This window comes from Bosea beijingensis (assembly GCF_030758975.1).
GTDB lineage: Bacteria > Pseudomonadota > Alphaproteobacteria > Rhizobiales > Beijerinckiaceae > Allobosea > Allobosea beijingensis.
In genome coordinates this window covers 29,925-51,464 of the sequence record NZ_CP132359.1, presented here as the reverse complement: position 1 = coordinate 51,464, position 21,540 = coordinate 29,925, and the positions used below count along the sequence as shown (strand labels likewise).

General features: G+C 66.3%; 19 protein-coding genes and 1 tRNA gene. 14 read left to right on the top strand and 6 right to left on the bottom strand.

All coding sequences use genetic code 11. The features are described from left to right. The first annotated feature begins 47 nt into the window (after positions 1–47). The 8 genes from Q9235_RS00235 to Q9235_RS00200 all read left to right on the top strand — a co-directional run bounded on the left by Q9235_RS00235 (position 48) and on the right by Q9235_RS00200 (position 9,515). The gene (locus Q9235_RS00235; RefSeq protein ID WP_306224765.1) at positions 48–1,412 is read left to right on the top strand and encodes a DUF3592 domain-containing protein; all 1,365 of its coding nucleotides are present in this window, start codon (positions 48–50) and stop codon (positions 1,410–1,412) included. A gap of 105 nt (positions 1,413–1,517) precedes the next feature. Further along, positions 1,518–2,537, top strand: coding sequence for an ABC transporter substrate-binding protein (locus Q9235_RS00230; RefSeq protein ID WP_306224764.1), 1,020 nt, complete (start codon positions 1,518–1,520; stop codon positions 2,535–2,537). 89 nt (positions 2,538–2,626) lie between these two features. Beyond that, positions 2,627–3,706: a sensor histidine kinase gene (locus Q9235_RS00225; protein ID WP_306224763.1), complete on the top strand. Its 1,080-nt coding sequence runs from the start codon at positions 2,627–2,629 to the stop codon at positions 3,704–3,706. 104 nt (positions 3,707–3,810) lie between these two features. Then, positions 3,811–4,659: a pyridoxal kinase PdxY gene (gene pdxY / locus Q9235_RS00220; protein ID WP_306224762.1), complete on the top strand. Its 849-nt coding sequence runs from the start codon at positions 3,811–3,813 to the stop codon at positions 4,657–4,659. A gap of 8 nt (positions 4,660–4,667) precedes the next feature. After that, a complete protein-coding gene (locus tag Q9235_RS00215) occupies positions 4,668–5,783 on the top strand; it encodes an endonuclease/exonuclease/phosphatase family protein (protein ID WP_306224761.1) in 1,116 nt (371 codons plus the stop codon). A gap of 4 nt (positions 5,784–5,787) precedes the next feature. Next, entirely contained in the window at positions 5,788–6,681 is an 894-nt protein-coding gene (locus Q9235_RS00210; protein ID WP_306224760.1) for a PhzF family phenazine biosynthesis protein, read from the top strand. After that, entirely contained in the window at positions 6,678–7,400 is a 723-nt protein-coding gene (locus tag Q9235_RS00205; RefSeq protein ID WP_306224759.1) for an NUDIX hydrolase, read from the top strand. The genes Q9235_RS00210 and Q9235_RS00205 overlap by 4 nt, the downstream gene beginning before the upstream one ends. Before the next feature lie 27 nt (positions 7,401–7,427). Beyond that, entirely contained in the window at positions 7,428–9,515 is a 2,088-nt protein-coding gene (locus Q9235_RS00200) for a M3 family metallopeptidase (RefSeq protein ID WP_306224758.1), read from the top strand. A 120-nt stretch (positions 9,516–9,635) separates the two neighbouring features. Here Q9235_RS00200 and Q9235_RS00195 read toward each other — a convergent pair whose 3' ends face one another. Both Q9235_RS00195 and Q9235_RS00190 read right to left on the bottom strand, forming a co-directional pair. Beyond that, the gene (locus Q9235_RS00195; protein WP_306224757.1) at positions 9,636–9,980 is read right to left on the bottom strand and encodes a hypothetical protein; all 345 of its coding nucleotides are present in this window, start codon (positions 9,978–9,980) and stop codon (positions 9,636–9,638) included. Between the two features lie 65 nt (positions 9,981–10,045). Further along, a complete protein-coding gene (locus Q9235_RS00190; protein WP_306224756.1) occupies positions 10,046–10,687 on the bottom strand; it encodes a YoaK family protein in 642 nt (213 codons plus the stop codon). 414 nt (positions 10,688–11,101) lie between these two features. On the opposite strand from Q9235_RS00190, the gene Q9235_RS00185 reads away from it, so the two are divergent. From Q9235_RS00185 to Q9235_RS00170, 4 genes are all read left to right on the top strand, one after another. After that, on the top strand, positions 11,102–12,679 hold the full coding sequence (locus Q9235_RS00185) for a 2-isopropylmalate synthase (protein WP_306224755.1): 1,578 nt from the start codon (positions 11,102–11,104) through the stop codon (positions 12,677–12,679). Positions 12,680–13,023: 344 nt separating this feature from the next. Next, complete coding sequence (locus Q9235_RS00180) at positions 13,024–14,301, top strand: solute carrier family 23 protein (protein WP_422678250.1); 1,278 nt, start codon at positions 13,024–13,026, stop codon at positions 14,299–14,301. A 139-nt stretch (positions 14,302–14,440) separates the two neighbouring features. After that, positions 14,441–14,516, top strand: a tRNA-Lys gene (locus Q9235_RS00175). Between the two features lie 265 nt (positions 14,517–14,781). Beyond that, positions 14,782–15,039, top strand: a complete 258-nt coding sequence (locus Q9235_RS00170; protein ID WP_306224753.1) for a hypothetical protein — start codon at positions 14,782–14,784, stop codon at positions 15,037–15,039. Between the two features lie 6 nt (positions 15,040–15,045). Here Q9235_RS00170 and Q9235_RS00165 read toward each other — a convergent pair whose 3' ends face one another. Beyond that, entirely contained in the window at positions 15,046–16,434 is a 1,389-nt protein-coding gene (locus Q9235_RS00165; protein ID WP_306224752.1) for a M20 family metallopeptidase, read from the bottom strand. Between the two features lie 137 nt (positions 16,435–16,571). Here Q9235_RS00165 and Q9235_RS00160 point away from each other — a divergent pair, with 137 nt between their 5' ends. Next, the gene (locus tag Q9235_RS00160) at positions 16,572–17,975 is read left to right on the top strand and encodes an SNF2-related protein (protein WP_306224751.1); all 1,404 of its coding nucleotides are present in this window, start codon (positions 16,572–16,574) and stop codon (positions 17,973–17,975) included. 3 nt (positions 17,976–17,978) lie between these two features. On the opposite strand, the gene Q9235_RS00155 is transcribed toward Q9235_RS00160, so the two are convergent. The 3 genes from Q9235_RS00155 to uraH form a co-directional block, all read right to left on the bottom strand. Continuing rightward, positions 17,979–18,137, bottom strand: a complete 159-nt coding sequence (locus Q9235_RS00155) for a hypothetical protein (RefSeq protein WP_306224750.1) — start codon at positions 18,135–18,137, stop codon at positions 17,979–17,981. 70 nt (positions 18,138–18,207) lie between these two features. After that, positions 18,208–19,632 (bottom strand): allantoinase PuuE, encoded by a 1,425-nt coding sequence (gene puuE / locus Q9235_RS00150; RefSeq protein WP_306224749.1) that lies wholly within the window; start codon positions 19,630–19,632, stop codon positions 18,208–18,210. A gap of 6 nt (positions 19,633–19,638) precedes the next feature. Further along, a complete protein-coding gene (gene uraH, locus Q9235_RS00145) occupies positions 19,639–19,992 on the bottom strand; it encodes a hydroxyisourate hydrolase (RefSeq protein WP_306224748.1) in 354 nt (117 codons plus the stop codon). A gap of 221 nt (positions 19,993–20,213) precedes the next feature. Between uraH and Q9235_RS00140 the strand changes: the two genes are divergently transcribed. Then, on the top strand, positions 20,214–21,452 hold the full coding sequence (locus Q9235_RS00140; RefSeq protein ID WP_306224747.1) for a urate hydroxylase PuuD: 1,239 nt from the start codon (positions 20,214–20,216) through the stop codon (positions 21,450–21,452). The last annotated feature ends 88 nt before the right edge of the window (positions 21,453–21,540 follow it).

Sequence of the window (21,540 nt, the reverse complement as noted above, 5' to 3'; positions counted from 1 at the left end):
GGGCCGGGCAGGATCATGCTCGGCCCGAGCGCTGGCGGGGGCGGGTCATGGAACTCGACGTCAATGACCGCATCATCAAGGCCGCCAAGCCTGCGGACGTGATCGCGGCCATAGACGGTTATCGCGGCGAGGCCGACTGGTTCGTCAATCTCTCCGATGATGATGGGGATATCGAAGCCTTCGCCAGGGGCGGAGGCCGGTTCCGGCTGACCTATCATGACGGCAAGAGCCGCTTCGAGGCTGCGGACACCGTCGATGCCGCGGCACTGAAGGCGATGCTGCTCGCTTATCTGCGCGGCGAGAAAAGCTGGCGCGATGCGCGCGTCTGGCAGCGCAAGCCGTCCGGCAAGAAAGCCGCGGAGGCGCGGGGCGAGCCGCCGGTCTGGGCGATCGTCGCGGTCGTCGCCTCGATCGCGCTCATCTTCGTCATCTCCGAATTGCCGGATAGCTGGAAGGAGCGCCTGCCTTTCGCGAACTCGACCTTCGGCCCCGTCGTGCTGATCTTCCTGCCGATGGCGGTGATGCTGGTCGCGCTGATCGTCAATGGCGTCCTCAAGGTGCGGCAGGCCAAAGGCTGGGCGCAGGCGCAGGGGCGGATCACCCGCTCGCGCATGGCAAGCCGCAGCCCGCCGGCCGGCAGCACGATCGGCAAGACCGAGAACGTGCCGGATGTGAGCTACAGCTTCTCGGTGCGGGGCCGAAACTATCAGGGCAACCGGGTCAGCCTCGGCAATATCAGCGGCCCCTTCGCCGACGAGGCGCTGAAGCGCTACCCCGTGGGGGCGACGGTCACGGTCTATTACGATCCCGCCGACCCCGACAGCAACGTGCTGGAGCGCGGCGCGCCGAAGGGCATCGTCAAGGGCTGTGGCGGGGTGATCGCGTTCTTCGGCGTGATCGGCGCCGGCATCTACTGGGCGTTCACGCGGGGGCCGGCTGCCTTGCGTTCGGTGGCGCCGGATGCGGATGTACCGGTGACGCTCTTCGCCGCGGGCTTCGGGCTGGCGGCGCTGGTCTTCTTTCTGGCCTATCGGCGCCATCTCAGGCGGGCCAATGCCTGGCCGGTCGTTCCCGGCGAGATCGTCGAGAGCCGTGTCGAGGAGCGCGGATCGCTCGATTCCGGCCCGACGCGCCGTACCTATGTGCCTATCGTGGAGTTTCGCTACGAGGTCGGTGGCCAAAGCTATGCCAGCCGGCAGGTTGCCGTCGGGCTGGCGGTGTCCGGCTCGCGCTCCGTCGCCGACCGGGTGACTGGGCGCTATCCGCTGGGGGCCAAGGTCGAGGTGCATTACGACCCCGCCAACCCTTCCGACGCGGCGCTGGAGAACCCGACGCGGGCGAGCTGGGTTCTGCTGGGGATTGCGGCCGCCTGTTTCGCGGTCGCGCTCTATACCAGCCGCATCCTGCACTGAGGCGCCCGGCCCATACGCAAGGCGGGGTTGGCGGGCCGCCGGCTACTCACTACAACTGCGGGCAACAAGGCTTTCCAAACAAAGCACCGCAGGGAAGGAACACCGATGAATCGCAGACATCTGATGCTGGCGGCCGGCCTCGCGCTGGCGGCCCTGACAGCCCCGGCCTTCGCTCAGAATGCCGAGAAGCCGAAGCTTACGCTCGGCGTCGGCGGCAAGCAGCTCCTCTATTACCTCCCGCTGACCGTTGCGGAGAAGAAGGGCTACTTCAAGGATCAGGGGCTCGATGTCGAGATCAACGATTTCGGCGGCGGCGCCAAGTCTCTGCAGGCACTGGTCGGCGGCTCTGTCGATGTCGTGACGGGTGCCTATGAGCACACGATCCGCATGCAGGCGAAGGGACAGGACATCCGTGCGGTGATCGAGCTCGGGCGCTTCCCGGCCATCACCATCGCCGTGCGCAAGGACCTCGCCGACAAGGTGAAGTCCGCGGCCGATTTCAAGGGCCTCAAGATCGGCGTCACCGCGCCCGGCTCCTCGACGGCGCTGACGGCGCAATATGCGATGGTCAAGGCGGGGCTGAAGGCGACGGATGCCGCGATCATCGGCGTCGGCGCCGGCGCCAGCGCGGTCGCCGCGATCAAGCAGAAGCAGGTCGACCTGATCTCGCATCTCGATCCGGTGACCTCGAAGCTCGAGGCCGATGGCGACATCGTCTCGCTGATCGACACCCGCACCGAGGCCGGCACCAAGGCCCTGTTCGGCGGGTCGAACCCGGCGGCCGTGCTCTATCTCAAGAACGACTTCGCCGAGAAGAACCCGGTCACGACCCAGAAGCTGGTCAATGCGCTGATGAAGTCGCTGAAGTGGCTGGAAACGGCGAAGCCCGAGGATGTCGCGGCGCTGGTGCCGGAAGAATACCTGCTCGGCGACAAGCCGCTCTATCTCCAGGCGGTCAAGAACTCGCAGGAGAGCTATTCGCGCACCGGCATCTCGACGCCCGACGCGATGAAGAGCATGTACGACTCGCTCAAGCTGCTCGATCCGGAGCTGACCAACTCCAATGTCGACCTGACGAAGACCTTCATCGACAGCTTCGCCAAGAAGGCCGCTTCCGGCTCCTGATCGCATGTCCGAGCGCGATGGCTGTCTTTTGACGTCGCGCTCGCTCTGCGTTCCGTGCATGTTGCGCCGGATCGCGCTGGGGGAATCACGTGAGCGGCGAAGACGCCTTTCTGGACGGCGGTGGCGAGATGGCCACTGCCATTCGCGACCATGACTGGGATACGACGTCGCTCGGGCCGATCGCCGGCTGGCCGGCGGCGCTGAAGATCGCCGTCGGCATGATGGTCAATTCGCGCTTCCCCAAATGCATCGTCTGGGGCGCGGACCGGATCACGATCCACAATGACGCCTTCCGGCCGATCCTCGGCGACAAGCCGTATGCGCTCGGCCGCTCGTTCCGCGATGTCTGGACCGAGGTCTGGGACGAGATCGGCCCACTGATCGACAAGGCCTTCGCCGGCGAGGCGACCTTCATCGAGGATTTCCCGCTCACCATCGACCGCTACGGTTATGAGGAGGAGGTCTGGTTCACCTTCTGCTACAGTCCGATCCGCGACGAGGCGGGCCGCGTCCTCGGCGTGATCGACACGGTGATGGAAACCACCGGCAAGATGGAGGCGGAGCGCAACGGACGCCTGCTCAATGCCGAGCTCGCCCATCGCATGAAGAACACGCTGGCGATGATCGCCGCGATCGCCAGCCAGACCTTCCGCTCGGCCGAGACGCTGGAGGAGGCACAGTCGATCCTGAGCGACCGCATCGCGACGCTGGGCGAGGCGCACAGCATCCTGACCCGGTCGAGCTGGAGCAGCGCGCCGATCCGCGCCGTGATCGACGGGGCATTGGCGCCGCATCGCTCGGATATCGGCACGATCCGGATCGAGGGACCGCCGCTGCAATTGGCGGCCGATCAGGCGATGACGCTGGCGCTCGCCGCCAACGAGCTTGCCACGAACGCGGTGAAATACGGCTCGCTATCGGTCGAGAGCGGCGAGGTTTCGATCCGTTGGAGTGTTGGCCGGCCGCAGAGCGAGGATGCCTTCCGCTTCGAGTGGATCGAGAGCGGTGGACCGCCGGTGGTCAAGCCGCGGCGGCAGGGCTTTGGCTCCCGCCTGGTGGAGCGCGTCATGGCGCAGAAATTCCAGGGCGAGGTCGAGCTGGATTATCGGCCAGACGGCCTGCGCTACGTCCTGACCACGACAATGGCGCATGTCGCGCCGCGGGAATAGCGGCCCTGCGCGGGTGATGTAACGCTTCACCGCTTTCGATTTGCGCCTCGTGTGAGAGCGGTTAGGTTCGCGGTCCCACCGCGAACCGGGTATCGCTTCGGACCATGAATATTCTCTCGATCCAGTCCCATGTCGCCTATGGCCATGTGGGCAACGCCTCCGCGACCTTTCCGATGCAGCGGCTCGGTGTCGATGTCTGGCCGATCCATACGGTGCAGTTCTCGAACCATACCGGCTATGGCAACTGGAAAGGCCGTGTCTTCGATGGCGGCATGATCGACGAGGTGATGGAGGGCATCGCCGAGCGCGGCGTGCTCGGCAACTGTGACGGCGTGATCTCCGGCTATATGGGCTCGGCCGATATCGGCCACGCCATTCTTTCGGCGGTCGAGCGAGTGCGCGCCGCCAATCCGAAGGCGCTGTATTGCTGCGATCCGGTGATCGGCGATGTCGGCCGCGGCGTCTTCGTCAGGCCGGGCATTCCCGAATTCATGCGTGAGCAGGCCGTGCCGGCCGCCGATATCGTGACGCCGAACCAGTTCGAGCTGGAATTGCTGACCGATGTCGAGATCAAGACGATCGCCGATGCGCATCGCGCCGTGGAGGCGCTGCGCGATGCCGGCCCGAAGGTGGTGATGGTGACCTCGCTCGTGACGGAAGAGACGCCCGGCGACGCGATCGACCTGATGGCGTCGGACGCCAAGGGGAGCTGGCGGGTGCGCACGCCGAAGCTCGATGTCAGCGTCAATGGCGCGGGCGATGCGATCGCGGCTTTGTTCTTCACGCATTACCTGCGCGAGGAATCGGCGGCGACCGCGCTGTCGAAGGCGGCGTCCTCGATCTACGGTTTGCTGAAGCGGACGAAAGAAGCGGGCTCGCGCGAGATCCTGACGGTGGCGGCACAGGACGAATTCGTCGCGCCCTCGCAGGTCTTCGCGCCGCAGGCGATCTGAGCCGCCAGATGAAACTGCGCGTCGGCACCTTCAATGTCGAGAACCTGCTGACGCGGCATCGCTTCGAGCCGGGTGGGCGCACCGAAACGGCCGCCGCGATGTCGCTGTTTCATTTTCCGCGCGCCGACGAGCGCGATGCGGTGGAGCGCTCGCTCGCGGTGGCGCTGGAGGACGACAAGCGCCAGATGACGGCGCTCGCCATCGCCGAGTCGCAGGCCGACCTCTGGATGCTGCAGGAGGTCGATTCACTCGCCAGCCTGCAGGCCTTTTTCGCCAATTACGTCCATCGCATCGCCGACCACCGCTACGGCCATTTCGCGCTGATCGACGGCAATGACCGCCGCAGCATCGATATCGGCTTCGCCGCGCGGCGCGACCTGTTCGGGCCGGGACAGGTGACGGTGCGTTCGCACAAGGACCTGACCTTCGCGCAGGCCGGGGTGCATGATCGCGAGCTCGCCATGCTCGGCATCGGACCGCAGGCCAAGGTCTTCGCGCGCGATTGCCTGGAGGTCGAGCTGACGGTCGCGGGGCGGCGTCTCAGCCTGTTCGGCTGCCATCTCAAGTCGATGAACAATGGCCGCGAGGACGGGCGCACTGCGACGCTGCCGGTGCGCCGGGCGGAGGCGCGGGCCGTGCGCTGGCTGATCCAGCAGCGCTTCGGCGGCGGCTGGCGCGAGACCAACTGGATCGTGCTGGGCGATCTCAATGGCTATCGCTACGGGCTCGGGCCGCGCGCCGAAGTGGTCGACGAGGGCGCCAGCGGCATCGAGCCCTTACTCGACGATTTCGCTGTCGATCCGATGGAGACGCTGCCGTCGCATGAACGCTGGACGCATTTCCGGCGCTACTGGTCCGAGAGCCGGGAGCGGCTGGTCGACAGCCACATGCCGCTCGATCACATCCTGCTCTCGCCGGCGCTGGCGGCGGCCAATCCCAAGCCGGCCATGCAGATGATCCGGCGTGGCCTGCCTTACCGCGTGCCGCTCGATCCGCGCGAGCCGGACCGCTCGATGGCGAAGCTGGCGACCTGCGCCAACCGCTATCCGCGTGTCGGCTGGGATCGGCCAAAGGCCTCCGACCATTGCCCGCTGACCATCGATCTCGACATCCCCGAAGGCTGATCCGATGAAACGCCGCTTCGTCACGCTCGACGTCTTCACCACGCGCCGCCATGCCGGCAATCCGCTGGCGGTGGTGCTCAAGTCGGAAGGACTGGATACCGAGGCGATGCAGGCCATCGCCAAAGAGTTCAACCTGTCCGAGACGGTCTTCGTCGCGCCGCCGGAAAAGCCCGGGCATCGCGCTGCGATCCGCATCTTCACGCCTGGCAGCGAATTGCCCTTCGCCGGGCATCCGACGGTCGGGACGGCGGTCTGGCTTGCATTGACCGACGAGGCCGAGGGCAAGGCCGCCGACATGCTGGTGCTGGAGGAGAAGGTCGGACCGGTCTCCTGCGCCGTCTCGATCAAAGGCAGCCATGCCGGGCATGCCATTTTCACGCTGCCGCGGCTGCCGGAATGGGTGGGCGAGTCGGCGGAGACGGCAATCCTGGCAGCCGCGCTCGGCCTCAAATCAGACGATATCGGCTTCGAAAGCCATGTCCCGGCGATCTATTCGGCCGGCGTGCCATTCCATTTCGTTCCAGTTGCAACACGCGATGCCGTCAATCGCTCCCGCCCCGACATCGCCCGCTGGCCAGCGGCGTTCGGAGCTGCTGGGGCTTACCTCTACAGTCGCGAGACGGCGGAGATCGGGCATGATTTCCATGTGCGCATGTTCTGGCCGGGAACGGGTATCGGCGAAGATCCGGCTACCGGTGGTGCCGCCGCCGCTTTCGCCGGCGCGATCATGGCCTATGACAAGCCGAAGGATGGCGACCACCGCCTCGTCATCGAGCAGGGCTATGAGATGGGCCGGCCGTCGCAGATCACGCTGGAGCTGAGCGTGCGCGATGGCGCGCTGGTCTCGGCGCGCATCGGCGGTTCGGCGATCGTGGTCAGCGAGGGGGTGCTGTTGTGAGCGATGACGTCGGGAACAGCAGGATCATTCGGCTGTCGCGGGTCGATGCGAGGGTCGAGTCCTACGATTGGGTCTTCGCACGCGACAACGAGGCGTTGATCAAGGCGCATTGGGCGGAGGTCACCGTCGACAAGCCGACGATGTTCAATGGCCGCGTGATGCTCCAGCATCGCGCTGCGATCAACGACGGGGTGTTCGAGGCCGGCTATTTCGAGACCGATTATGCGGCTTTCCTGACCTGGCGCGACTTGGGCCATCCCGGCGCGATCGTTCGCAACGGCTTCGCCATGGCAGCGCTCAGGGCCAATGACGGCGCCTTTCTTTGCGGCAAGATGGGCGACCACACCGCCAATGCCGGCAAGGTCTACTTTGCCGCCGGCACGCCCGACCGCGACGATGCCCGCCCCGACGGCACGCTCGACCTCGCCGGCAGCGTCACCCGCGAGCTCGCTGAGGAGACGGGGCTGCGCGTCGAGGAACTTCAGGTGGGCGAAGGTTGGACGGCGCTGATCGAGCAGGGCCGCATCGCCTTCATGCGCGAGGTCATGATCGATTTGCCGGCCGACGAGGCGCGGGCGCTGATGCTGGAGCGGATGAAGCATCTCGCAGAAGAGGAGCTGTCCGACATCGTCATTGTGCGCGACCTCGCTGATACCGAAAAGCACGACATGCCGCCCTTCATGCGCAGCTATCTCGAACATATCTTCGAGGACACCTGACCCCGCCCGTTCCGCGAAAGTGACCCTATGAGCTCTGTCGAGACCAGCTATCCGGAAGCCTTACCGCTGCCGGCCGAAAATCCTTTCGCCACGCGCTGGGAGACGCCGTTCCGGCTGCCGCCCTTCGCCGCGATCAGGCCGGAGCATATCCGCCCGGCCTTCGAGGCGGCGCTCGCCAAGCACAAGGCCGAGATCGCGGCGATCGTGGCCGACAAGGCGGAGCCCGATTTCGCCAACACGATCGAGGCGCTGGAGCGAGCAGGCCGCGCGCTCAGCCGCGTCGGCGGCGTGTTCTACAACCTGACCGGCGCCGACACGAACGAGGCCTTGCAGGCGATCGAGCGCGAGATGTCGCCAATCACCTCGCGGCACTGGTCGGCGATCATGATGGACGAGGGGCTGTTCGCGCGCGTCGATGCGGTCAATGCCAGGCGCGACGCGCTCGGCCTGAGCCCGGAGCAGGCGCGACTTTTGGAGCGCAGCTACAAGGGCTTCATCCGCTCGGGCGCCAAGCTGAATGCCGAGGACAAGAAACGCCTCGCTGCGATCAACGAGCGGCTGGCGGGGCTCGGCACGCAGTTCAGCCAGAACGTGCTGAAGGACGAATCCTCATACGCGCTCTTCATCGAAGACGCGGCGGGTCTCGCCGGTCTGCCTGATTTCGTGAAGGCGGCGATGGCGCGCGCCGCGGCCGATCGCGGCAAGCCCGGCCAGCATGCGGTGACGTTGTCGCGCTCGATCATCGAGCCGTTCCTGACCTTCTCGACGCGACGTGATCTGCGCGAGGAGGCCTTCATCGCCTGGAGCAAACGCGGCGAGAACGGTGGCGAGAGCGACAATCGCGCGATCGTCGCCGAGATGGTGAAGCTCAGGGCCGAGAAGGCGAAGCTCTTGGGCTATCCCACCTTCGCGCATTTCAAGCTCGACGATGCCATGGCGAAGACGCCGGAGCATGTGCGCGGGCTGCTCGAACTGGTCTGGAAGCCGGCCAAGGCGCGCGCGGCGCGTGAGGCCGCCGATCTTGCGGCGCTGGCGCAGGACGAGGGCGAGAACGGGCCGATCCGGCCCTGGGACTGGCGCCACTATGCCGAGAAGGTCCGGCAGAGGACCTATGCGCTCGATGAAGCCGTGCTGAAGCAATATCTCCAGCTCGATCGCATCCGGCAAGCGGCTTTCGACGTCGCCGGCAAGCTGTTCGGGCTGTCCTTCGCGGAGCGGCCGGAGCTAAAGGGCTATCATCCGGACGTGCGCATCTTCGAGGTGACGGAGACCGCAAGCGGGCGCCATATCGGCCTGTTCGTCGGCGACTATTTCGCGCGCGCCTCGAAGCGTTCCGGCGCCTGGATGAGCGCCTTCCGCGGCCAGCGCAAGCTCGACGGCGAGACCCGGCCGATCATCGTCAATGTCTGCAATTTCGCCAAGCCGGCCGAGGGCAAGCCGGCGCTGCTCTCACTCGACGATGCGCGCACGCTGTTCCACGAGTTCGGCCATGCGCTGCACGGGCTGCTCTCGGATGTGACCTATGGCTCGCTGGCGGGCACGTCGGTCGCGCGCGATTTCGTCGAACTGCCCTCGCAGCTCTACGAGCACTGGTTCCTGACCCGCGAGGTGATGCGCGAATACTGCCACCATGCCGAGACGGCTGAGCCGATTCCCGAGGCGCTGATCGAGAAGATCGAGCAGGCCCAGACCTTCAACCAGGGCTTCGCCACGGTGGAGTACACCTCTTCGGCGCTGGTCGATCTCGCTTTCCACTCGCTGGAGGCGCCGGCCGAAGTCGATCCGCTCGCCTTCGAGGCGGCGGAGCTTGCCCGCATCGGCATGCCCGCCGAGATCACGATGCGGCACCGCACGCCGCATTTCACCCATGTCTTCTCAGGCGATGGCTATTCGGCCGGTTATTACAGCTATCTCTGGTCGGAGGTGATGGATGCCGACGCCTTCAACGCCTTCACCGAGACCGGCGACGTGTTCTCGCCCGCGGTCGCGGAGAAGCTGAAGCGCTACATCTATTCGGCTGGCGATACGCGTGACGCGGCGGAGGCCTACACGCTGTTCCGCGGGCGGTTGCCGACGCCGGATGCGCTGCTGGAGAAGCGGGGATTGGCGGCTTGAGCCGCCACACTCCGTCATGGTCGGACTTGTTCCGACCGTCCACGTCTTCCTTCGGCGAGAGCGATGTTCAAGACGCGGATGCTCGCCACAAGGGCGAGCATGACGGCGCTTCGTTTTAGCTCAGCCCGGATAACCGAACTTCGCCTTGGTCGCGCGGATCTGGCCGGTTGCGCTGGCATCGTTGCCGGCCGAGCAGGTCGAGCGGGCGCGCGAAATCTCACCGCTGACCCGGTCATGCACGCCCTTGGTGGTGTGACCGGTGGCGAGGTCGTTGTCGATCACCGCCTGGAAGCGCTCGACCTCACCGGAGCAGCCGCTGCCCGACGGCATGCGGAAGGTGTTCGGCGTCACGCCGGGCGCGGCCTGCGACGGCGGCGGGGCCGGGGGCGGGCCGCCGGACGGCGTCTGGCAGGCGGAGAGCAGGAGCGCGGCAAAGGCCGGGACAAGGACGGTTGAGGCGCGCATCTGGAAAGCTCCGGCGGATCGTGCGCGAAACATGACCGATTCCTCCGGCGTGGCAAAGCGGTGGCTCAGTCGCGCTCGGGCATGAACACCGCGACGAACGTGAAGAGGGCGGCGGCACCGGCCGCGAACCAGATCGCGTCGAGCCCGATCCGGCCATGGGCGACGGCGCCCGCGATTGCGCCGCTGAGCAGGCCGAGCCAGAGCACGAAATGGCGCAGGAAGGCGAGCTTCGGCCCGCCGAGCAGGGCGCCGGCGATGCGCTGGCCCATCTTCACCAGCGTGCCGGTCATGTAGGTTAGGCCGATCGTGACCTCGCCGTCGCGCTGGAAGACGCTGTTCTCCGCGCCCATCGCCATGGCCAGCACGCCGGCTCCGGCCATGCCGAAGCCGATCGAATCGAGGCCGGCCGAGATCAGCAGGGCGAGCGTGAGAAAGGCCAGCACCGCGGCCTTGCGTTGGCGCCCGGCGACATGGCCGGCAAGCGAGCCGCCGACCACGCCGATCACGAAAAGCCCGAGGATCGTCGCAGCGAGCAGGATTCCGCCGGCGTGGCGGCCGGCGAGTTCGATGGCGAAGCGGGTGGTGTTGCCGCTCATGAAGGAGACAAAGAATCCGCCGAGGCTGAGGAAGCCGAGCGCGTCGACGAAGCCGGCCAGGCCCGACAGGCAGAAGGCGAGGCCGATCACAGGGCGGTCATAGCGCATCATGGCGCGACGCTCCGGTGGTTCAGGCCGGTCCCCAGGTTGGCGCGACCGCCGGCCGAATCGCGCAGCGTCATCTTAATTCACAGAAGTTGCCTGTTCTTATTTCAAATCGGCATGCGACATATGCTTGCGCGGTGCCCCCTGCTTCGGTTACATCCTGTCCTGTCGATTTGAGGAACGCCCGTGGTTTCGACCGCCCGCCATGACCAGACGAAGGACTGCGCCGCTGCGCAGGTCGTCGGCATGCGCGCCCGCGCTCCGTTCTCGCTTCTTGGCCTTCTTCTCCTTAGCTGCCCCTGAGGGCCGGCCGGGCATGCTGCCTGGGCGCTCAGGGGAGTGACGAGAACCGCCGACAGAAAACCTTAGCGCCCGCTTTCCAAGACACTCCGCGGCGCGCCGACACCCGGAAGCAGAACCATGACCAACCCGACCCAGTCCGGCTCCGCCCAGAAGCCTTCGGACAAAGACCGCGTCCTGATCTTCGACACCACCTTGCGCGACGGCGAGCAGTGCCCCGGCGCCACCATGACCTTCGAGGAGAAGCTGGAGATCGCCGAGATGCTGGACGCCATGGGCGTCGACATCATCGAAGCGGGCTTCCCGATCGCGTCCGATGGCGATTTCGAGGCGGTATCCGAGATCGCCCGCCGTCTGAAGCGCGCGACCGTCGCGGGCCTGGCCCGTGCCATCAGCGTCGATATCGCCCGTGCCGGCGAGGCGGTGCGCCATGCCGTGAAGCCGCGCATCCACACCTTCGTCTCGACCTCGCCGATCCATCTGGAGCACCAGATGCGCAAGACGCAGGAGCAGGTGCTGGAGATCATCACCGCGACGGTGACGCAGGCGCGCAATCTGGTCGACGACATCGAATGGTCGGCGATGGACGCCACCCGCACGCCGATCGACTATCTCTGTCGAACGGTCGAGGCCGCGATCAAGGCCGGCGCGACCACGATCAACCTGCCCGATACGGTCGGCTACACCACGCCGGACGAGTATCGCGCCATGTTCAAGGCGGTGCGCGAGCGGGTGCCGAACGCCGACAAGGCGATCTTCTCGGCGCATTGCCATAACGACCTGGGTCTGGCCGTCGCCAATTCGCTGGCGGCGATCGAGGGCGGGGTGCGGCAGGTCGAGTGTACGATCAACGGCATCGGCGAGCGCGCCGGCAATGCTGCGCTGGAGGAGATCGTGATGGCGCTGCGCGTGCGCGGCGACGCGATGCCCTACGATACCGGCATCGACGCGACGATGCTGATGCGCGCCTCCAAGGCCGTCTCCAGCGCCTGCTCGTTCCCGGTGCAGTACAACAAGGCGATCGTCGGGCGGAACGCTTTCGCCCATGAGAGCGGCATCCACCAGGACGGCATGCTGAAGAACAACACCACCTACGAGATCATGACGCCGGAATCGGTCGGCGTGACCAAGACCTCGCTGGTGATGGGCAAGCATTCCGGCCGCGCCGCCTTCCGCTCGAAGCTGAAGGAGATGGGCTACGACCTGGGCGACAACCAGCTCGAGGACGCCTTCACCCGCTTCAAGGCGCTGGCCGACCGCAAGAAGCATGTCTACGACGAGGATATCGAGGCGCTGGTCGACGAGAACATCGCGACCGCCCATGACCGCATCAAGCTGGTCTCTCTGACCGTGATCGCCGGCACGCGCGGCCCGCAGCGCGCCACGATGAAGCTCGATGTCGACGGCAAGCAGGTCACCGAGGAGATCGAGGGCAACGGCCCGATCGACGCGATCTTCAACGCGATCAAGGCGATCGTCCCGCATGAGGTGACGATGGAGCTCTACGACGTCCATGCCGTGACCGAGGGTACCGATGCGCAGGCCGAGGTGTCCGTCAGGCTGTCGCGGGATGGCTCGTCGGTGACCGGCCGTGGCGCCGACCCCGATACGCTGGTCGCCTCGGCCAAGGCCTATCTCGCGGCGTTGAATAAACTGATCGCGCGGGGCGGGCGGCTGCACGCGCAGGCTGCGGAGTAAGGGAGGCGCCTTTCGGGGAAGGGCGCACCTGAGAAAAGGGTGTCATCCCGTGCGCGCCGCAGCGTGAAACGCTGCTGCGCAGACACGGGACCGCGTGCCGCCTGAGGCTCCTTTCCCGCGGCCCGCATAAGGGCGCGTCTTCCTGAGCACGGTCCCGTGTCTGCGCAGCGGCACTCCGCGCCGCAGCGCGCACGGGATGACGGCGCGGCATTGACCAGTTGATCGCGCGGCATATCACCCTTCGATTCCGGTGGATGACGCCGGTGCGATCTGGCGCCGGCTCGCTTTTTGCTCTCATCTGCGCTTCCGGTGCGGTCGCTCCCCCGGCGACCCTGGGGAGCGCGATGCCGATGGGCTATTTTCCGAACTGGACCTTGAAGACTTCCGGCGCGGTGATGCCGGATGAGCGGCTGCCGACCGGCCAGACGGTCGTGGCCGGCCTGCAGCATGTCGTCGCCATGTTCGGCTCGACCGTGCTCGCACCCGTGCTGATGGGCTTCGACCCCAATGTCGCTATCTTCTTCTCAGGGATAGCGACGCTGCTGTTCTTCGTGATCACACGTGGGCAGTTGCCGAGCTATCTCGGCTCCTCCTTCGCCTTCATCGGCGTCGTTATCGCCGCGACGGGCTATGCCGGCTCCGGACCCAATGCGAATATCGGCGTGGCGCTCGGCGGCATCATCGCCTGCGGCGCGGTCTATGCCGTGATCGGCCTGATCGTGCAGGGCGTCGGCACGGCCTGGATCGAGAAGCTGCTACCCCCGGTCGTGACCGGCGCGGTCGTGGCCGCCATCGGCCTCAACCTCACCTCGGTCGCGATCAGCATGATCTCGGCCAGCCCCTACACCAAGTGGATTGCGCTGTTCACGGTCGTTGCCGTCGCATTGGTCGCCGTCTACGGCCGCGGACTGCCGCAGCGCCTGCCTATCCTGATCGGCGGGCTTGCCGCCTATATTCTCTACGCATTGACGGCGTCGAGCTTCGGCGCGCCGGTGATCGACTTCGGCAAGATCGGGGCTGCCGCCTGGTTCGGCCTGCCGAAATTCGTGGCGCCGGTCTTCGACATGAAGGCGATCACCCTGATCGTGCCGGTCGCGATCATCCTGGTCGCCGAGAATCTCGGCCATATCAAAGGCATCTCGGTGATGACCGGGCGCAATTTCGACCGCCTGATCGGCCGCGGTTTCTTCGCCGACGGTCTCGGTACCATAATCGCCGGCTCCGGCGGCGGCACGGGCGTCACCACCTATGCGGAGAACATGGGCGTGATGGCGGTGACGCGGGTCTATTCGACGCTGGTCTTCGTCGCGGCCGGTGTCATCGCGCTGCTGCTCGGCTTCTCGCCCAAGTTCGGCGCGGTGATCGGCACGATCCCGGTGGCGGTGCTCGGCGGCCTCGCGGTCGTGGTCTTTGGCCTCATTGCCGCGACCGCGGGCCGGATCTGGGTCGAGAACAAGGTCGATTTCTCCGAGCCGAAGAATCTGATCACGGTCGCGACAGCGCTGATTCTCGGCGCCGGCGACCTTAAGCTGCCGATCTTCGGCTATGAGCTCGGCGGAATCGGTACCGCAACCTTCGGCGCGATCGTGCTCTATCACCTGCTGAATCGCCGTACGGCCTGACAATCCACAGCGCGGCGAAGCCATTTTCGCCGCGTTTGAAAAATCTGTCACAGATGGGTGGACAGGGGGCGGGGCCTTTGCTACACGCCCCCTGCCTGACGCGGCTGACGCCGCTGAACGGCGGCGCTTCGTGGCGTATGGGTGATTAGCTCAGTTGGTAGAGCAGCTGACTCTTAATCAGCGGGTCGTAGGTTCGAGCCCTACATCACCCACCACGGTTTCTCTTTTTAAATCAGATGACATTATGCCGTGACCAGCGATGGTCACGAGGGCAGGGCGCGACGATCGCGCCCTTTTTTGCCTTGAAGCGACAGATATCCAAGCCATCTTGACCCGCTGATTAAGAGTCAGCTGCTCGCGGCTGATGATCTCGGTTTATTCGCGTGCCTCGGGCAATCGTCGGTGCCGAAGCTATGCCTCCCGAGTGGCCTGGAGCCTTTCGATGGCTCGGGCGTTCCTGTCCGAAAGGACAGGTTTCACATGATGCAACTCGATCAAGGCCTTGCGGCAGCTCCCGGCAACACGCCAGCCATTCCGAACCCACCGCCCGAGGCGCCGCCACTGACGCCGGGCGAGGTTCCGCCGGCCCCTCCCGTCGAATCACCGCTGGACGAGGAGCCGCAGGGCATCCCGGTCGAGCCACCGCCGGAATTGCCGCCGAATGCGCCGCCGGAGGCTCCCCCGGCGACGCCGATCGACCTGCCGCCGGGGCGCGATCCGCGCCAGCCGCAGGAATAGCAGGGGTCAGAGCTTCGGCGCGTTGCCCGAGCCGATATCCCAGTAGAGCCCGGCCATGGCGACGAGGCCTTCGCGAGCGATGGCGGCCGGCAGATGCTCGTCCGGGGCGTGCTGCGAGCAGCCCGGATAGGAATGCGGCACCCAGATCGTGCGCAGCTTCAGGATTTCGGCGAAGATGTCGTTGGGCAGCGAGCCGCCGAGGTTGGGCAGCAAAGCCGGCTTCTTGCCGGTGCTCTGGGCGATCGAATCGATGGTGAAGCGGACCCAGGCATCGTCCGGATCGAGCCGCGTCGCGCCGAAGCGCTCGGTGCCGGGCATGATGATCTCGACCATGTCGAAGCCGTGGCGGTCGAGATGGCGGCGCAGCGCGGGGGCGACGTCGCGCGGATCGATGCCGACGACGAAGCGCAGTGCCACGCGCGCCCAGGCGCTCGGCGGGACGGCATTGACCGGGGTTTCCGGCACGCCGGACTTCATCGCGAGAACGTCGAAGGAGCACCAGCCGAAGACCTGCTCGGCCGGCGAGAGGCCGGGCTCGCCCCAGTTCGGGTCGATGGTCGGGCCGTCCGGTCCGCCGTCGATCTCGCAATCGGCGAGCGCGCGGCGCACGCCATCGGGCAGCTCCTTCGGCACCCATTCATGGATGCGGATCTGGCCGGTCGGCGACGTGATCGAGGCGATGGCATGGGCGAGCTGGATCGCCGGATCGGAGAGGATGCCGCCCCAGTTGCCGGAATGATGGCCCCCGTCGCGCGCCTTGATCTGTAGGTCGAAGGTGATCACGCCGCGAGCGCCCAGGAAGACGGTCGGGCGCTCGGCATTGAGGCGCGGGCCGTCCGAGGCGATCAGGATATCGGCCTTGAGCAGTTCGGCCTCGTCCTCGCAAAGCTCGCGCAGGCCGGGAGAACCGGATTCCTCGCCCATCTCGATCAGGTACTTGGCGTTGAAGCCGAGCTTGCCGCGGGTTTCCAGCACGGCGCGCAGGCCGTTGATGTTGATGAGATGCTGGCCCTTGTTGTCGACGACGCCGCGGCCATACCAGCGGCCGTCGCGTTCGACGAGCTTCCAGGGCGAGAGGCCCTCGCTCCATTGCGCATCGAGGCCACGGATGACGTCGCCATGGCCGTAGCCGATGATGGTCGGCAGGGCGGGATCCTCGATGCGCTCGGCATAGAGGAAGGGGCCGCGCGCCTTGGCATGGGTCAGGATGCGGCAGATGAAGCCGAGCGATTCGAGCAGGGGCTGCATCTCCTTGTCGAGATACTCGCCCAAGACCGGGGCGCGGTCCGGGTTCTGGCTTTCGGTGGGAATCGCGACGAGCCGGCCGAGATCGGTCTTCATCCGGCCTGAATCGAAATAGTCCTGGGCTTTCGCGATCGCCTGCGCGCGGGTCATGGTCTTGTCGTCTCCCAATAAGTGGCCGGCACAGTGCCGGTGGACGGAAGCCGGCGCCAGTGCCAAGAGAGCCGGGCGCGTTATGTCCACGGGGCAGGGCGGGCGCCTCGCAGACCGACCGGGCACTTCCAAACCGCATGACGATGATCCCGCATCCGCATCAGCTCGTCGCGCGTGACGCCATCCTGGTGGCGCGGAAGAAAGGCGCGGCCGGCTTCCTGCTGGGAGACCTCACCGGCCTCGGCAAGACGCTCTCGGCCTGGCTCGCGCTCTCGGCGATGCCGGAGCAGGAGGTGCTGGTCATCTGCCCGAAGGGGGCGATCCCGCAATGGCGCCGGACTATGGCGCTGTCCGGCCTGCCGGCGAAGCGCGTGACGCTGATGAATTTCGAGAAGACGAAACCCCTGCTCGCCCCCGTCGCCGACAGCAAGAAGCGCTCGACGCGGGCGAAGAACAACGAGATCGCCAAGCATGGCCGGCCGAAGCGCGTCTGGCCTCTTGTGGTGATCGACGAGGCGCATCGCATCCGCAATCCCAACTCGCAGCAGGGGCTGGTCTGCCGGCAGATGGCGGAGGCCGCCGATTTCACGATCTACATGAGCGCGACGGCCGGCCAGTCGCCGCATGAACTCTCTTATCTCGCGGGCTTGCTGGCGAAGGCTGCCGGCATGCCCTCGGCCGATCTCGACGGCTTTCGCGTGCTCATGAAGCGTTTGAAGATCGGTCGCGCCAAGGGCCGTTGGAAGAACTGGAGCTGGGAACCGAACGAGGCCGACCGCAAGGTGATGGCTGATCTGCTCTATCGCGGCGCGAACGCGATCGGCCTGCGCCGCCGGCCGGAGGAGATCGCGGGCTGGCCTGAGGTGCAGCGCGAGTTGGTGCCGGTCGCGCTCGATACGGCCGCGCGCAAGCTCTATGACGCGACCTGGCGTGAGTTTCGGAAGGAGTTGGGACTGGCCGGCGGCTCGACCCGCAAGCCGCAGGGCTGGGCCGCCGACCTGCGTTTCCGGCAGAAGGCGAGCCTGCTGCGCATCCCCGGCACCGCCGATTTCTGCGAGGACTTGCTGGGCAATGACGAGCAGGTTGCGATCTCCGTCGCCTTCCTCGAGACCAGCGCTATGCTGGCCGAGACGCTCAGAGGGCGGGGCTGGCGCACCGCCGAGATCAATGGCGAGCGCTCCGGCGTGCAGAACGAGGAAACGCGCATCGCTTTCCAGACCGGGCAGCTCGATGCGGTGATCTTCACCGTGACCGAGTCGATCTCGCTGCATCGCGGCGAGATGCCGGGCGGCGAACGCGAGCGGGCGCTCGTCATCCATGACATGCGCCATAGCGCGATCCAGCTCCAGCAGATCGAGGGGCGATGCCATCGCGACGGCCAGCACGCGACGATCTTCTATGCCTATGCCGAGGATACGGTGGAGGAGGCGATCGCCGGCACGGTGATCCAGCGCATGGCGGCGATGGAAGGGCTCGCCGGCGATGATACGCGGATACTGGAAGCGATCGCCGGGATCGTCGAGGGCCGGGCGGCGGCTTAACGCTCAGTTGCGGGCGCGCTGGCCCAGTTCCTTGGCGCCCTCGACCGATGAGCTGGTCAGCCGCACGATGCTGTTCCAGGCGTCGCGCGTATAAGCGCCCTGATTGACGACGGCGTCGTAGCCGACGACCAGAACGATGATGATCAGAAGCAGGCGGAACACGACCGGAAACCCTCCTCGATAGCGTCGCATCAACGCCGCGATCGTGGGAGGGTTCCGGTTTGCCGTGGGCTCAAGCCGCCGGCAGCAATTCCTTCAGCCGGAACAAGGCGATCTTCTCGACCTCGGCCAGCGCCGTCGCGGTTTCCTGCTCGGGCGTATTCTTCAGTCGCGCGTCGAAGGCGGCCAGGATCTGGGCCTTGGTCGCGCCCTTCACCGCCATGATGAAGGGGATACCGAAGCGGGCCTTGTAGGCCTCGTTCAGCGCGGTGAAGCGGACGCGCTCGTCGCTGGTGAGGCGGTCGAGCCCGGCGCCGGCCTGTTCCTGCGTCGACTCCGGCGTGAGTTCGCCTGCGGCGGCGAGTTTTCCGGCGAGGTCGGGATGAGCGGCAAGCAGGGATTTCTGCTGCTCGGCCGAGCCCTTGCGCATGCTGGAGACCATCGCTGCATGCAGGGTTTCGGCGGTGTCATGGCTCGCGCCGATGCCAGCGTCATGGGTGGCGTTCGCGATCCAGGGCGAGTGCTCCCAGACGCGGCCGAAGACTTCGGTGAAGAGCGCCTTCGGCAGCTTCGACGGGACATAGCCGCCCTGGGGCGGCTGCGTCCTGACCCAGTGGCGGGCGATGTCGAGCCGGGTGGCGACCCAGACCCTGTCATGGCTCTGCACATAGTCGAGGAAGCGGGCGAGCGCGGCGGCGCGGCCCGGCCGGCCGACGAGTCGGCAATGCAGGCCGATCGACATCATCTTCGGCGTGGTCTCGCCCTCGGCATAGAGCGTGTCGAACGAGTCCTTGAGATAGGTGAAGAATTGCTCGCCGGTGTTGAAGCCCTGGGGCGTGGCGAAGCGCATGTCATTGGCGTCGAGCGTGTAGGGCACGGCGAGCTGCGGCCCCTTCGGCCCGGAGAGCCAATAGGGCAATTCGTCGGCATAGACGTCGGCCGTGTAGAGGAAGCCGCCTTCCTCCATCGTCAGGGGAATGGTGTTCTCGGAGGTGCGGCCCTGGTAGCAGCCGAGCGGGCGTTCGCCGGCGAGCTCGGTCTGGATGCGGATGGCCTCCAGGATGTCCGCGCGCTCGCGCTCCTTCGGCGTGTCGCGATAGTCGATCCATTTCAGGCCGTGGGTCGCGATCTCCCAGCCGGCTTCCTGCATCGAGCCGACGATCTCGGGATAGCGGGCAAGCGCCGAGGCGACGGCGAAGACGGTGACCGGCATATTCCGCTCGGTGAACATCCGCCACAGTCGCCAGTAGCCGGCCCGGGAGCCGTATTCGTAGATCGACTCCATGTTCATGTGGCGCTGGCCCGGCCAGGGCGCGGCGCCGACGATCTCGGAAAGGAAGGCCTCGGAAGCCGCATCGCCATGGAGGATGCAGTTCTCGCCGCCTTCCTCGTAATTGACGACGAACTGGACGGCGATGCGCGCCTCGCCCGGCCAATGCGGATGCGGAGCCGCGCGGCCATAGCCCTTCATGTCGCGCGGATAGGTAGTCTGGGTCATGATGGTCTAGCTGCCGCGATAGGTGGAGTAGCTCCAGGGCGAGGCCAGAAGCGGGACATGATAGCGGCCCTCCGGCTCGGCGATGCCGAAGCGGACAGGGACGAGATCGAGGAAGGCGGGTTCGGGCAGGGCGGTGCCGAGGCCACGGAAATAGGCGCCGATCGCGAAGGTCAGTTCATAGCTGCCGGGCACGAGCGTTCCCGAGAGCAGGGCTGAATCGGTGCGGCCGTCGCTATTGGTCACGGCCTCGACCAGCCGCTCGCGCGAGCCATCGGCCTTGACCCTGTCCAGCGTCACCGCGATGCCGGCGCCGGGGCGCCCGTTGACCGTGTCGAGCACATGCGTCGAGAGATGTCCCATGCGGTCTCCTGAAGGCGCGGGTGCCGGATATGACCCGTTTCGGACGAGTGTAAAGCGCCGTACGGCGCGGTGAATATTGGCTTTTGCGATAAGATCATGTTCCCGGATGTCAATCCGCGAGGTCCATCCGGCGATTTCAGCGGCGACGAAAGCAGGCTATTTTGTTCCGGCCGGGACCTCGGGTGCCCGGCCTACCTCCAGCTCTCCCGGAGCGCAGCACGATGCTTGCAGCCTATCTGATGGAATGGGGCGGCATGATGCTGCGCTGGCTCCATGTCATCACGGCGATCGCCTGGATCGGCGCCTCGTTCTTCTTCATCCATCTCGATGCCTCGCTGAAGGCGGCCGACGACATTCCGCCCGGCACCGGCGGGCGCGCCTGGCAGGTGCATGGCGGCGGCTTCTACGAGATGCGCAAATACATGGTCGCGCCGGCCGTGATGCCGGCCGAGCTGACCTGGCACAAATGGCAGAGCTACTGGACCTGGATCTCCGGCTTCTTCCTGCTTGTCTGGGTCTATTACGCCCAGTCGGAACTCTATCTGATCGATCCGGCGGTGATGCAGCTCTCCCCCTTCGCGGCGGGGGCGATCGGCATCGCGGCGCTGGTGATCGGCTGGCTGATCTACGACCTGCTCTGCAAGTCGCCGCTCGGCAAGCATGACGTCCTGCTCGGGCTCGTCGGCTTCGGCTATGTCGTCGCGGCGAGCTGGGCCTTCGCCAATGTCTTCTCCGGACGCGGGGCGCTGATCCATACCGGCGCGCTGATGGCGACGATCATGACCGCCAACGTGTTCTTCAACATCATGCCCGGCCAGCGGAAGGTGATCGCGGCTCTCGTCGCGGGCGAGAAGCCCGATCCGAAATACGGCAAGGCCGCCAAGCAGCGCTCGACACATAACAACTACATCACCCTGCCGGTGCTGTTCCTGATGCTGTCGAACCATTATCCGGTGACCTATGCCAATTCGAGCGTGATCCCGCTCTTGGTGGCGCTGGTGATCGTGGCCGGCGCGCTGATCCGGCATTTCTTCAACATCCGGCACGGCGACCACGCCAAATCGCCCTGGTGGTGTTGGGCTGTGGCGATCCTGGCGCTCTGGCTCGCCTTCTGGGTGGCGATGTCGTCCTCGCCCGGTGGGCGCGAGCAACTCGGCCTCAAGGCGGCCGGGGTGCCGAAACCCGTCCTGCTTGCGGGGATGACGCTTCCCCCGACGGAGGTCTCGAACATCGTGACCGGGCGTTGCGCCATGTGCCACGCGCCGGAGCCGTCCTGGCCCGGCATCCAGATCGCGCCGAAGGGCGTGATGCTGCACGAGCCGGAGCAGATCGCCATCCATGCCCGCGCCATCCGGGCGCAAGCGGTGATGACCCACGCGATGCCGCCGAACAACCTCTCCGGCATGACGCCGGCCGAGCGGAAGGCATTGGCGAGCTGGCTCGCGGCGGCGGCGCGCTGAAACCAGGCCCTCCGCTGGCCAATCCGTCTTTTGCACCTCCCGTTTCCACTTTCTTCAGCCTGTCATCAGCCTCGTTCACGGGGGCGTG